The organism is Haloferula sp. A504, from assembly GCF_044385805.1.
Classification (GTDB): Bacteria; Verrucomicrobiota; Verrucomicrobiia; order Verrucomicrobiales; family Akkermansiaceae; genus Haloferula.
Genome location: NZ_JBISBU010000063.1, coordinates 1 through 13,914 on the forward strand (window position 1 = coordinate 1; position 13,914 = coordinate 13,914).

The 13,914-nt window shown below is 64.1% G+C and carries 10 protein-coding genes and 1 pseudogene; all 11 read left to right on the top strand.

Features of this window, described 5'->3' with window-relative positions; translation table 11 throughout:
- Positions 1-1,149: pseudogene (locus ACG2LG_RS20245) on the top strand (hypothetical protein); the annotation flags it as partial.
- A gap of 103 nt (positions 1,150-1,252) precedes the next feature.
- On the top strand, positions 1,253-1,957 hold the full coding sequence (locus tag ACG2LG_RS20250) for a PEP-CTERM sorting domain-containing protein (protein ID WP_396262124.1): 705 nt from the start codon (positions 1,253-1,255) through the stop codon (positions 1,955-1,957).
- A 78-nt stretch (positions 1,958-2,035) separates the two neighbouring features.
- Positions 2,036-2,554 carry a sigma-70 family RNA polymerase sigma factor gene (locus ACG2LG_RS20255; protein WP_396262126.1) on the top strand — a complete coding sequence of 173 codons (519 nt, stop codon included), beginning with the start codon at positions 2,036-2,038 and terminating at the stop codon, positions 2,552-2,554.
- Positions 2,551-3,951: a hypothetical protein gene (locus ACG2LG_RS20260; RefSeq protein ID WP_396262127.1), complete on the top strand. Its 1,401-nt coding sequence runs from the start codon at positions 2,551-2,553 to the stop codon at positions 3,949-3,951. Before ACG2LG_RS20255 ends, ACG2LG_RS20260 begins: the two co-directional genes overlap by 4 nt.
- 12 nt (positions 3,952-3,963) lie before the next feature.
- Positions 3,964-6,024, top strand: coding sequence for a sialate O-acetylesterase (locus tag ACG2LG_RS20265; RefSeq protein WP_396262128.1), 2,061 nt, complete (start codon positions 3,964-3,966; stop codon positions 6,022-6,024).
- Positions 6,025-6,045: 21 nt separating this feature from the next.
- Positions 6,046-7,779 (top strand): alpha-L-fucosidase, encoded by a 1,734-nt coding sequence (locus tag ACG2LG_RS20270; protein WP_396262129.1) that lies wholly within the window; start codon positions 6,046-6,048, stop codon positions 7,777-7,779.
- Between the two features lie 2 nt (positions 7,780-7,781).
- The gene (locus ACG2LG_RS20275; protein ID WP_396262131.1) at positions 7,782-9,296 is read left to right on the top strand and encodes a sulfatase-like hydrolase/transferase; all 1,515 of its coding nucleotides are present in this window, start codon (positions 7,782-7,784) and stop codon (positions 9,294-9,296) included.
- A 99-nt stretch (positions 9,297-9,395) separates the two neighbouring features.
- The gene (locus tag ACG2LG_RS20280; RefSeq protein ID WP_396262133.1) at positions 9,396-10,352 is read left to right on the top strand and encodes an alpha-L-fucosidase; all 957 of its coding nucleotides are present in this window, start codon (positions 9,396-9,398) and stop codon (positions 10,350-10,352) included.
- Between the two features lie 12 nt (positions 10,353-10,364).
- Positions 10,365-12,866 (top strand): sialate O-acetylesterase, encoded by a 2,502-nt coding sequence (locus ACG2LG_RS20285; RefSeq protein WP_396262134.1) that lies wholly within the window; start codon positions 10,365-10,367, stop codon positions 12,864-12,866.
- Between the two features lie 285 nt (positions 12,867-13,151).
- Positions 13,152-13,391 carry a type II toxin-antitoxin system ParD family antitoxin gene (locus ACG2LG_RS20290; protein WP_396262136.1) on the top strand — a complete coding sequence of 80 codons (240 nt, stop codon included), beginning with the start codon at positions 13,152-13,154 and terminating at the stop codon, positions 13,389-13,391.
- On the top strand, positions 13,388-13,690 hold the full coding sequence (locus ACG2LG_RS20295) for a type II toxin-antitoxin system RelE/ParE family toxin (protein WP_396262137.1): 303 nt from the start codon (positions 13,388-13,390) through the stop codon (positions 13,688-13,690). Before ACG2LG_RS20290 ends, ACG2LG_RS20295 begins: the two co-directional genes overlap by 4 nt.
- Positions 13,691-13,914: the final 224 nt, after the last annotated feature.

The window sequence follows — 13,914 nt, forward strand, 5'->3', positions numbered from 1 at the left end:
CTTCAATTCTATCATCGGGAGTTAATACGCAGCCGCAATGATGACTATATCTGCCACACTCAAGAAATCCGAAATAATGATGCCGAGAAGTATATCTACGACAACCCCTTCGACGGCATCCTCGATGACGCCACTTGGAATTTCACGGTCGCGGCCACCCTGAACCTCACCGTGGTGGCCGATACCTACCTCCGGACCGGCAATGGTCCCCAGGACGGCGATCCCGATGACGAGCTGCTGGTTGGCAGCTTCTCCGGCGGCAGCGCCGCGCGGGGATTGCTGCGCTTCGACACCTCATCGCTCGCGGCACTTGGCACGATCGACATCGTCGGCGTGACCCTGGTGGGCACCAACCGCAACGCGAACGGCGCGGGTGGATCGCTCGACATCGACGTCCATGACTACGGCTTTGAGTTTGTCGAGGCTGCGGCGGACTGGGACGACCCCGATGGCGATGGCGACAACGGAACCGGCGACACGGCCGCCGGCGGCACGCCGAGCACGCGGGTCGCCGCCGTCACCGGCCACAGCGTGAGTGCCAATGCCGTGGCAACCTTTGTTCCCGAACCGGCATTCGTGACATTGGTCGAAGACGCCCTCGCCGGTGACAACACCGTAAACCTCCTCGTCAAACAGTCCACCGAGGTCAGTGCCAACCAATACACCCGCTTCTCCGACGAAGACCAACCCAGCCCCTTCACGCTGGTGATCAACTACACCACCTCTGGCGGCACCGGCGGCAACAACTTCAGCGACTGGATCGGCGGCTTCACCGGACTCGGGGGACTCACCGGCCTCAACGATGACCCCGACGGCGACGGCATCGACAACGGCGTGGAAAACTTCTTCGGCACCGAACCGGGCGCGTTCTCGCAGGGACTGATCGCCGGCACCGTGAATTCCGGAGCCGGCACCTTCACCTTTACCCACCCGCAGAACGCCACCCCGGCCAGCGACCTGACTGCCGTTTACCAGTGGTCCGCCGATCTGGCCACCTTCCATCCCAACGGAGCCGCCAGCGGTGGCACCACGGTGAGCTTCTCAGCTTCACCCAACACTCCGGTCGCCGGCACCACCACCGTCACGGCCACCGTCACCGGAACGCCTGTCAGCAAGCTCTTCGTCAATGTCGCCGTCACGCAAAACTGAAATTCCAGCGCAGAAAAATCCGGAGATTTGTGACCCGGGCTGTTCTGGCGGTATCTGAACCTGTGGAATCTCTTCTTTGAGGTCTGGAAAACGCAAAAATTCTATGAACCAACCATTTCTAATCGTCGGCCTTATTTCAGTCCTAGCGGCTACTAGCCAAGCAGTGACGATCGCCCATTATGAGTTCGAAGGTGACTCGCCCGCGAGCAGCGACATCGAATCTTCCACCAGCATGAGCGATGTGACTCGGGGATCGGGTCTTAGCGGTGCGACATTCAGCGACGGTGACCTGTGGGTCGGGGCCTCTGTCACCTCGCCCACGCCCACTGTAGCGAGTAATGATACGATTGGTGAAGCGATGGGCAATGCAGTAACCAATAATTGGTATTTTGGCTTCACCCTCACCATCCCGGATAGCGTAGTGGTCGATTTGACCTCAATCCAATATGATTACTCGGCGCTGGCCTCCTACTACTTTGGTGTCGGCATCGCTACAAGTCTTACCGGTTTCACCAGTGGCGATGTGCTCTCCGATTCCACGATAATGACGGGAAATAGTGGTACGTTAGCTGAACAAACTATCATCGCCGACTTGTCGGGGTCTTCCTTCCAGGGACTGACTGACACCACCGTAGAGTTCCGCTTCTATGTGAGCGATGCGAGCAGCCAAAGTTCTACCCGCACCAGTGGGCGGACGCACTTCTTCGACGACATCCAACTACTTGGCGAAGTAAGCGCCATCCCCGAGCCCTCCATCGCCCTGCTCGGTGGTCTCGGTCTTCTCGGACTCCTGCGCCGCCGCCGGTGATTGATCCTGCGGCTTCCCGGAGCTAGCGTTCACCCCGGTGGAGCCGTCACGGTCTCCTCCGGGGTTCTTCATTTCACCATGCCCGAGCCCGACAAGGAATTCGTCTACGAGCTGACCGACTGGCAGAACCGCCTCTTCGGCTACCTCGTGACCTTGCTTGGCAACCTGCACGATGCACGCGACGTCCTGCAGGAGACCAATCTGGTGATGTGGCGCCGGATGGACACCTTCACGCCCGGCACCGACTTCGGGGCGTGGGCGCGGAAGTGCGCGTATTTCCAGGCCATGGCTTTCCTGCGCGACCGAAAACGGGGTCCGAGCCTGCTCGGCGAGGAACTGCTGGCGCTGATCGCCGAGGAGGAAGAGCGGGCCTGCTTCGACGAGAACGAGCGCAAGCTCGCGCTGCGCGACTGCCTCGGCCAGTTGGACGATGATCAGCGCCGCCTGATCAAGAGCCGCTACGACGACCAGGTGCCGGTGAGGAAGCTGGCGACGGATTGCGGCAAGAGCGAAAGCGCGATGAAGATGACCCTGATGCGCCTGCGCGAACTGCTGCAAGTCTGCATCAGCTCCAAAATGAGGGAGACCGCCCCATGAAGACACCGGATTTCAACGAAAGGGAACTCCGCCGGCTGATGGCCGAGGCGCTCGACGGCCAGCTCGACGAGGCCGGGCGCCGCGCCCTCAACGGGATCCTGGAGAGAAGCGCGGATGCCCGCCGCCACTATCGCGAGTTGATGGACCTGCACGCCCGGCTGCACCTCGAATACACCGGTGGCCGCGAGGTGGAATCGATGCCGGTGACCGGACCGGGACGGTCCGCTGCCACCTCGCGCCGCCCGTGGGTTCCGGCCGCGATCACTGCCGCCGCTGCCTGTTTGGCGCTGCTGCTGGTCTTCGGCTGGAGGAAGGACGGAAGCTTTGCCACCCTGAAGACGGTCAGCGGCGCGACTTGGGAAAGCTGCGAATTGCCGACTGCCGAAGGTGCCCGGCTCGGATCGGGGAGTCTGCGGCTTGAGCAGGGCTTGGTGATCCTGCGCTTCGATTCCGGGGCCGAGGTGTCGCTGGAGGGCCCGGTCGAACTGACGCTGCTCGACGCGATGAACTGCCGGGTCACCCGCGGCACCGCGGTGGCGAACATTCCCGACTCGGCGATCGGTTTCCGCATCGAGACCCCGTCGGCCCGGGTGATCGACCACGGCACGCGTTTCGCCGTGAGCGTCGATCCCGCCACCGGCAGGACCCTGACGCAGGTCTTCGAGGGACTGGTCGATGTCGAGAACGCCTCCACCGGCGAAGTGGTCGCCCTGAAGACCGGCCAGCGCGGTTCCGTCGATGGCCGCACCACGGGGCCGGTGACCGACGGCTTGCAGGAGCGGATCAGCTCGGAGCCCGACGCGGCCATGTCTCAAGGGCCGGGCTGGAGCCTGATCGAAGCCTCCAAGGACGCCTACATCGGCCCGATTCTCGAAACAGATTCCGACGTGCTGCTGTATCTGAAACGCGAGGACACCGGGTTCCAACGCAACGCCTACCTCGGCTTCGACCTCACCGGCATCGACGCCGCAGGCATCGGCTCGGCCGAACTGATCGTTCACTTCACCCCGACCGGGCTGGGCCTGGCATCGCACCTCCCGGATGCGACCTTCACCGTTTACGGCTTGGCGGGCGACGACGAGCCGTGGGACGAGAACGGCCTCCGCCCGCACAACGCCCCGGCCAATATGGACGACAGATCGGCGGCAATCCATCCGGATCAGCTTCGCAAGCTCGGCACCTTCGTGGTGCCGCAGGGCGTGCAACGGGGACGCTTCGGCATCGATGGTGAAACCCTCGCCGGTTACCTGCGGGAACGGGCGGGATCGACGCTTACGCTGATCGTCGTCCGCGACACCGCCGAGACCGGCGAGGCCGGTCTGGTGCACGGCATCGCCAGCCACCGCCACCCGGTGCTCCCCGGGCCGACGCTGGCGATCCGGAAGGCGATTCCCTGATCCCCGGGTCTCATGATGGATTCCCGCTGTCTCCTCCGCGCGATTGTGCTCCCCCTGGTGTTCCTGTCCGGCCCGGCGATGGGCGCATCGCCGGGACCGATCCGGGCGATCATCCTCGCCGGCGACGAGCTCGTCCTCGAGCAGGCACCGATCGACGGCGGCACCGATGGAGTGACCGATGCCTTCTATCCGAATCCGAAAGCGACCGCCGACGAGGAGAAGAAGCACGTCCACTGCACGGTCTATGCCGGTGCCTGGTCGCCGTCGGCCGATTACGACACGCTCGAGCCGGTCGCCGCCGGCCTCGTCGAACTGGGTGAGCAACGCACGCGCCGGATTCACCCCAAGCGGCGCGGCCGCGAGCCGGTACCCTTCACGCCTTTTCCCGGGGTGGCGATGCTGGACGGTCACACCACCGTGCTGCGCGGCTGGGTCGAGGTGCCCTTCGAGGGCCACTACGAGTTCCGCCCCGGGCACGGGGATTCGGCCTTCAACGTGACGACGGTCAATGGCACCGAGGCGTATCGACGCGAGCCGGGACAGGCGGCGGCGACCGTTACGCCGGTCAAGCTCCAGCCCGGGCAGCGGCATGCCTTCCGCACCATCTTCTTCGGTAAGCCGGGCCACGCCTTCCGCATTCCCCTGCTCGACAAGCCCGGCACCCTCGACACCGTCGTCCGCAACCAGCCGGAGTGGTCGTTTTTGAAGAACCCCGGCGGCGGCTGGGCTATGCGCGACGACGTCGTCCTCATCGACGCTCACCCGATCCACAACAACACCGAAAGCGCCGGGCATTTCCTCAAGGTCGGCGATGTCGCCTACGGCGGACGGGAGCCGCGCGGGATGATCGGCATCGAGCAGGCGCTCGGCCACGTGCTCGGGGATCAATTCGAGGAACCGTTGATGCTGCTGCGTTTCGGCACCCATGCCTCGTCGTTCCGCCGTGGCTCCCGCTCGCTGGCCCACGACTACCTGCCGCCCTCCAGCGGCGGTGTGCCGGTGGAGGATGCCAAGTGGGACGTCATCCATTTCAACTGGGGCGTCTGGGACATGGCCTACCGCGACCCGAAGCCGGGCGACAAATGGCACAGCGACAAGTTCAACGGCAAGCTGACCACCCCGCTGGATGTATTCGACAGGAACCTGCGCGAGTTGGTGAGGAAGATGAAGGCGACCGGCGCCACGCTGGTCTGGGGCACGATCACGCCGATGCACGAGGACCTGCCCGGCCGCTTCAAGGAGGATCCCTCCCGCTACAATGCCGTCGCGGAGAAGATCATGAAGGAAAACGGCGTGCGCATCAACGACCTGCACGCCGAGTCGATCCGCCAGGGCTACCCGAAGAAGGCCGACGTCCACAGCACCGGCAACCTCGCGCCGAAGGCCATCGAGGCGATCGAGGCCGCGCTCGCCGCCCACCCGAATGCGGGCAAGCCGCTGCCACGCGTCCTGCTCATCGGCGACTCAATCACCGGGAGTTATCAGGGCGCGGTGATGAAGCACTTCGAGGGCAGGGCAAATGTCTACAAGAACCCCGGCAACGCCGAACACACCGGCACCGGCCTCAAGCACATCGACGAATGGCTCGACCCCCGAACTTATCTGATGAGCGGTCAGGAATACATGGAGTTGGTCAACGGTGTGAAAAAGACGCTCGCCGACATGGACCGCTACTATCCCGGCTACCGGGGACAGCCGGTCGAACTCGCCGGCATGGTCTGGTTCCAAGGCATCGCCGATGCCTCCTCCGCGCGCATGGCGGAAGAGTATGGGAAGCACCTTCCGAACCTGATCCGCGACCTGCGCAAGGACCTGGGCCTACCGGAACTGCCGGTCGTCGTCGCCGCCCTCGGCTGGGAGGGCACGTATGCCGGGGCTGTGCGCGAGGCCCAACTTGGCATTTCGGCATCGATCGACCACGCGGCTGCCATCGACACCCGCCCGTTTCTCCGCAGCCGGGAGGTTTCTCCGGGCGGCAACGCGAGCCATTATTTCGGAAATGCCGAAAGCTATCTCGACATTGGCAAGGCCATCGGCGATGCAATGTTTGAACTCAGTACCGGCGGACGGTGAATGCCGCCGGCAACCGGTCTCATGAAATTCATCCTCACCGCGCTTTGCATCATTTCCGCTCTCGTCATGCCGGCCCTGGCTGAAGATGATGAGGAAGCCGACCGCACCCAGTGGTTCCGCGAGGCGCGCTTCGGGATGTTCATTCACTGGGGCGTCTATGCCGTCCCCGCGGGCGAGTGGGAGGGCGAGACGATCAAGGGCATCGGCGAGTGGATCATGCGCTTCCGCAAGATCCCGGTGGAGAAATACAAGTCATACGCGCCGGAGTTCACCGCCGCGAAATACGACCCGGAAGCGTGGGCCGATCTCGCAGCCCGCGCGGGCATGAAGTACGTCGTCATCACCTCCAAGCACCACGACGGCTTCGCGCTCTACGATTCGGCGGTCACCGATTGGGACGTGATGGCATCCGGGGCGAAGCGCGACCTGCTCGCGCCGCTGGCCAAGGCGGTGCGCAAGCGCGACATGAAGTTCGGTCTGTACTACTCGCAGGCGCAGGACTGGGTCCACCCCGGCGGTGCGACCAGCGGCACTCCCGGCAAGGTGTGGGACCCCGCCCAGAAGGGCGACTTCGACGAGTATCTCAAGACCATCGCCCTGCCGCAGGCGCGGGAGATCATCGAGCGCTACGACCCCGCCATCATCTGGTGGGACACACCCGTCCTGATGACCGAGGAGCGCGTCGCCCCGTTTGCCGCGCTGGTGGCCGGGCACCCGGACATCATCAACAACAACCGCCTCGGCCCGGGGTTCGAGGGCGACACCAGCACGCCCGAGCAGCACATCCCCCCGCGCGGCTTTCCCGGGAAAATGTTCGAGGTCTGCATGACCATGAACGACACCTGGGGCTACAAGGTGAACGACCGCAACTGGAAGAGTTCGCAACGGCTCATCCGCATGCTGTCCGACATCGCCAGCAAGGGTGGCAACCTGCTGCTCAACATCGGTCCACGTGCCGATGGCTCCATTCCGCAGGAAAGCATCGACCGCCTCGAGGCGATCGCCCGCTGGATGGACGTCAACGCCGAGGCCATCCACGCCACCCAGGCGAGCCCGTTCCCGCGGCGCCTGCCGTGGGGACGCGTGACGCAGAGGGCCGGTGAGAACGGCGGCACCACCCTCTACCTTCACATCTGGGACTGGCCTGCGGATGGGAAGATCCTGCTCCCCACGCTGAAGGAGCTGCCTTCCGCCGGTGTCATGCTGAAGGGAGGTGCCACGGTCACTGCCGAGCGCACCGTCGACGGCGTGGTGGTGCATCTGCCCGGCGGTGCCACCGATCCCGACATCTCGGTCGCGCGCCTTGAGTTTCCCGGCCCGCTCACCGTCACCCAGCAGCCCTACGCCACGCCGGATGCCGACGGCACGCTCACGCTGCTCGCGCTCGACGCGGATGCCTTCGGTGCGGTCGGCGGCAACATCCAGGTCGAAGGCACCGGAGCGGCGGCCTACCTCACCGACTGGAAACTCCCGAACTACCGCGTCGAGTACCGGGTGCAGACCGGCAAGGCTGCGAAGTGGAAGGTCGAGGCTGAAGTCGCCGCCGCCGTGCCGGCGAAGCTTTCGCTCAAGGTGGGCGAGTCGTCGCAGACGGTCGAGATTCCGGCCACCGGAGACGGACTCAGCTGGGAAACCATGCCGATGGGTGAAATCGAGCTGCCGGCGGAGGAAGCCGTGATCGAACTCAAGCCCATGCCCGACCATTGGAATCCGATCCAGCTGCGGAAACTCACCCTCACACCCGTTGCGGAGTGAACATGTGGCTCCTTCCAGTCCTGAGTTTCTGCCTGTTGGCAGGGCCAGGCGAAGCCGTGACGCAGGACGCGGCAGGCCGCGGCCCCAACGTGGTCATCATCTATGGTGACGACGTCGGATACGGGGATGTGGGGGTGTATGGCGCGACCAAGATCCCGACGCCCCGCATCGATGCGCTCGCGGCGCAGGGCCTGCGCTTCACCGATGCGCATTGCGCTGCCGCGACCTGCACTCCGTCCCGCTACACGCTGCTGACCGGCGAGATGGCATTTCGCAAGCCCGGGACGGGCATCGCGCACGGGTTGGCCAACATGCTGATCGATCCCGGGCAGTTCACGCTGGCGGACTTGTTTCAGCAGGCTGGATACCGGACGGCCGTCATCGGCAAGTGGCACCTCGGGCTCGATGACGAGGCGATCGACTGGAACGGCCGGATCGAGCCCGGTCCCGAGGCGATCGGATTCGATCACCACTTCATTCTACCCGCGACCAACGACCGACTGCCCTGCGTTTACGTGGAGGGCGGTCGGGTGGTGAACCTCGATCCGGCGGACCCGATCACGGTTCGGCGGGGTCGCCGGATTCCCGACGAAGTTCCGGGGACCGTGTATCCCGACGCCCGCCTGCAACCGGAAGCCATCACCGCCTACCCCGGCGACGCGGCGCACTCCGGCACGGTGATCAACGGACTCGGTCGCATCGGCTACATGCGCGGCGGCATGGCGGCGCTTTTCCGTGACGAGGACATCGCGGATGATCTGGTCCGCGAGGCTGGGAAGTTCATTCGCGGGCATGCCGGCGGGCCCTTCTTCCTGTTCTTCTCGGCCAACGACATCCATGCGCCGCGCTGGCCGCATCCGCGCTTTCGTGGCGTGAGCGACCAAGGCCTGCGCGGCGATGCGATGGTATCCTTCGACTGGAGCGTTGGCGCCATCCTCGAACTGCTTGAGAAGGAGGGGTTGGCCAGCGATACGCTGGTCATCCTCACCAGCGACAACGGACCGGTCTACATCGACGGGGGATACCTCGACGGCTGCGAGACGAAGGGCTCCGGAGGCGTCGACCGGGGCCACCGCGCTGCCGGGCCGTTTCGCGGTGGCAAGTACAAGATTCATGAAGGCGGGACGCGGGTGCCCTTCATCGTCCGCTGGCCGGAGCGGGTGAGGCCCGGAGTGAGTGGTGCCCTGTTTTCACAGGCTGACCTGCTCGGCAGCCTGGCACAGCTTCTCGGCCGGGACCTTCCCGAAGGCGCGGCTGCGGACAGCCGTGATCTTCTGCCGACCCTGCTCGGGAAGGATCCAAAGGGGGCCGAGCACATCCTGACCCAGACGCACCGGACGCGGGCCCTGCGCCGTGGTTCTTTGAAATACATCGGTGGCGACGAACCCGAGCTCTACGATCTCTCCAAGGATCCCGGCGAGCAGGACAACCTGATTGCCGTCCGTCCGGACCTCGCAGCCGAGTTGGCGACTGAACTTTCGAAGTATGCCGGCACCGGGCTTCGCGGGGGATCCTAGACGGATCCCGGCCATGTTGGCGGGTGTGGCAAGATGTAGCCGTTCGCAGCGTATGAGACGGGGCACACTGCCGTCCGCCCTTCTCTGATGAACGTGATGATGAAACCCCGAGTTGTCTTGCTGATGATGGTTGGATTGCTGGCCTCGCCGGTTTCCGCCGATCCGCCGAAGTCCGTCGAGCAGCTGCAGGCGGAGTTTCTGGAACTCGGGTTCGGCATGTTCATCCACTACAACATGGCCACCTATCACGGGGCGCAGTGGGTGGAGGGATATCCGGACCCCTCGACCTTTGATCCGGGCGGCAGGGTGGACACCGACGCGTGGGCCGAGGCGGCGGTGGCGGCCGGCATGAAGTATGGCGTGCTGACCACCAAGCACGTCGCTGGCTTCTGCCTGTGGGACAGCAAGTACACGACCTACGACGTGATGCATCCCGACTGCCCCTATCAGGAGGACCTGGTGGCGCAGTTCGTCGAGTCCTTCACCAGTCGCGGGCTCAAGGTCGGCCTCTACTACTGCTGGCGTAGTCCGGGTTTCAAGGCCCCCTTCAAGGTGCTGCCGCCGGAGTGCGATCCGGCGGAGCACGATCTCAAGGCGCAGATTGAATTTCAGAAGAAGCAGATCGCCGAACTGGTCGAGCGCTATCCCCAGGCCTTCTACATCTGGAACGACGCGCTCGATGACCGGATCATGACCCAGCCGGAGGCAGTGGCCTTTGCCCGGGAGCTGGGTCCCGGAGTCCTCACCAGTTCCAATTGGTGGAGCTGGGGGAAGAAGGGCACCCTGTTCACCGACATCGCGGTCAAGGAGACGCGGCACTTTCCGGAGGGCAACACGGCTCCGGGCGAGACCTGCTGGAAGCTGGAGAGCGGCTGGTTCTGGAAGGAGGGCACGCGTGTGGCGAAGACCGAGGGCATCATGAAGCACATGGCCAGCGCCCAGGCGCGGAATTCAAACTTTCTTCTCAACGTCGGCCCCGATCCCGAGGGACGAATTCTCCCGGCGAGCGCCAAGGTGCTCGAGGAAATCGGAGATCGACTCGGGAAGCCCGACTGACCATCAAACGACATGACGACGAAAACCGATTCGAAACCCTCGCGCGCGCTCCTTGGCAGGCAGGTCATCCTGCCGGTCCTTTCCCTGCTCTCCGGCATGGCGCTGGCCGCCGATGTCATCCCTGTCGACCTGCCCGCGCCGGATCCGGCCGACAAGGGAGCCAGCAACAAGCCGGTGAAGGTCTACATCCTCTCCGGCCAGTCGAACATGCTCGGCTTCGGCAAGGTCGAGGGATCGACGCCGTTCTACTCGAGCGTCTTCCTTTCGGCGGATCCTTCGGCGACGCCGTGCAAGCTGTCGCTGAACAAGAGCAACGCCGCGATGGTGCCGCTCAAGCTCTACAAGCACGCCGATGCCGGGTCCGAGGCGGGCGCTGTCGGATTCCTGGTGGGCATGGAAATTCCGGCACCCAACGAAACGAAAGTGAACGTCAGCAACGTCCACCTGCCGGCCTTCGGAAGTTCCACGCTGGAACTCCCTGCCACCGAGGCGAACCAGATCCTCGAGGTGAAGACCTTTGTCGAAGTACCCTTCGACGGCAGCTACCGGATCCACCCGGCGGGAGCCCGGGAAGTGAAGGTCGATGATGCAGTGGTCGAGGAGGGGAGTGCGGTGAAGTTGACCAAGGGCAAGCGGCACGAGCTGGCCATCACCTACGCCAAGGGCGGTGGATCGGGTGCGTTGTGGATGGAGAAGGTCGATCTGGAAGGCATGGGCGACCTCCGCTGGGCGGTCGAGAAACTGGGGCGCTTCCCCTACCTGCTCGACGAAAAGGGCGAGTGGACCGTGCGCCACGACGTGATGCTCAACGATGCCTACATGGGCAAGGGCAAGAGCGACCCGCTGAGCGCTCCGGCCTGCGGACCGAGCTTCGGACCCGAACTGGGCTTTGGCTATGTGATGGGCGAGTTCCACGACGAGCCGGTGATCGTGATGAAGGCCGACATCGGCAACCGCAGCCTCGGCTGGGACATCCTGCCGCCCGGCAGCGAAAGCTACACTTACGAGGGCACGAACTACCCCGGCTACAAGGAGCAGCTCGATGCCGACGGCAAGGTGGTGAAGTGGGATGGCGAGGGCTGGTATGCCGGCAAGCAGTACGACGAGTACACGGCCGCCATCCGCGCGGTGCTCGACAACTTCGATGAGAAATACCCCGAGTATGCGGACCAGGGCTTCGAGGTCGCGGGCTTCGTCTGGTGGCAGGGCCACAAGGACGGACCGAACCCCGGTCACAACGCGAACTACGAGAAGAACCTGGTCAACCTGATCAAGGCCTGGCGCAAGGAGTTCGAGGCGCCGGAAGCCAAGTGGGCGATCGCGACGGTGGGCTTCGAGGGCGAGAACATGCCGGAGCACTACGTCAAGATCCTTGAGGCGCAGAAGGCGGTGGCCGACCCCGAGCGTCATCCCGATTTGGCGGGCACGGTCAAGACCATCGACACCCGCCCCTTCTGGCGCGGCCCCGAGGTTTCCCCGAAGAATCAGAACTACCACTATCATCACAACGGCGAGACCTACATGCTGACCGGTGACGCGCTGGGCCGGGCGATGGTCGAGCTGCATGGAGGCGAGGTCGAGTATCCGGACGGCGCGATGGATCCATCGGTGACCGCGATTCCGGACATGGAGCTGGCGACGAACGAGCAGTTCGAGAAGATGCGGGATGCGCTGCGCCCCATCGTTCTCGACAAGCTGATCCCCGAGTACGTGGCCGGGGCCCCCGGGACTCCGGTCTACCGCCGGGGCGGTTTGGCGATCGAGAACATCATCAATGCGACGCCTCCAGAGAAGCCGACGCCGCAGTTGCGCAGCCAGTTCGACCAACTACTGGAGCTCTACGAGATGGCCGGCATCGAGGACTACTCGTGGAAGCGCTTCGGTCCGGAAATGCAGACGGCGGAGTGGGCGTATCTCACGTTTGATCCCGCCGAGAAGAAGGAGAGTCCCGAGGGCGATCGCTATCGTGAGGTCACGCTGCCGAAGGGCTCCGAGGACTGGACGGCGCCGGGTTTCGATCCGACCAAGGCGGGTTGGAAAACCGGCAAGGCGCCCTTTGGCCAGAAGGACGGCAGGCAGGAGGCTCTCATTGCCGGCTGCAGGGTCCCGCATTGCGGCTGCCACATCACGCCCAACACCCTGTGGGACAAGGAGGTGCTGTTGATGCGCCAGACCTTCAAGGTTCCGGCCTTTGAGGATGGCAAGCGTTACCGCATCATTGTCGGCGGTGCCGGCCACGGCTGGTCGGGCGAAGGATTTGCGCTCCACGTCAACGGCAAGCCCGTCAGCGAGATGACCGGTGGCTACTACAAGGGCGGGGGTGCTGCGCGGGGTGTTTATCTCTTCGGCGACCTCGCCGGGGAAGTCTCCGGCAAGGAGGTGACCATCGCGCTGAAGGGCTTTCTCCGTCAGAATGGTCACAAGAACAAGCCGGCCGCACCGTCCGGGCACCTGAGCGTGTGGCTTGAGGAAGCCACCCTGCCGCCGAGCGTGGCGGAGATGGCAGAGGAGTGACCGGACACCATCACTCCTCGGCTGGCGGGGCAGAGCATCTCCATTGGGGAAATTGAACCACGAATGGACACGAATGGACGCGAATCTCGATCCATGCGACCCCAGAACGGTGGAACGTCGATGGCCCAAACGCTTCTCCGCTTGGGGACGAGTCGGCTCGGAAGGGGGTTGTCAGGATTCGTGTGAATTCGTGCCCGTTCGTGGTTCCCCAACTCCAAGTGTCGATGCCCTGGTTGGCGTCTCTTCAAAGATTGACAATGTTTGTCATCAGTGATGCCTTGGTGCATGCATGTTTCACTCACTCCGGAACTGGATCGGGCGGTGAAGGAGAAGGTCGCTTCGGGCCTTTACAACAACGCCAGTGAGGTGATCCGCGAGGCGCTTCGCCTGACCCTCAAGCACGAGGCGGAGAACGAGTGGCTGAAGCGGGAGGCGGCGATCGGCTTCGCTCAGTTGGAAGCAGGGGAAACCGTCCGGGTCCGGAGCAAGGATGAGTTCGAGGCTCTGGCCCGGTCGGCTGAATGACCCTTGAGTTCACCAGGGCCGCGGTGTCCGAGCTCCAGTCGATCCGCAGCTACACCCTCGGAACGTGGGGAGCGGAACAGGAACAGCGCTACCTCGACGACCTGTGGGGAAAGTTTGAAGAGATCCTTGCCGGTCCGACCCGTTGGCGGCAACGCGACGATCTTTTCCCTGGCTGCCGAATCGCGGCACAGGCCAAGCATGTCATTCTTTTCCGGATGGAAGGCACGGTCCTCCAGATCGTGAGAATCCTCCACGGCGCGATGGATTTCCCCCGCCAACTGCGGGGAGACGCGAAGTAATCAGCAGCTCCCGCCCACCTGTCTGTGGCATGACCGTCCCGGTCATGAACCGGTGACCCGGCCTGCATCATCCGATCTCATTCAGAGGGTCCGAGGTCCGGGATTCACTGCGAGGGCTGACGGCCTGTCGCACCTTGCCGTCCATGACCGGGACGGTCATGCCACTGGCAGGTCCGCAGGACTTCCAGGAAGCAAAATGAGGTTCGTCGTGTTCGTTCGGTTGC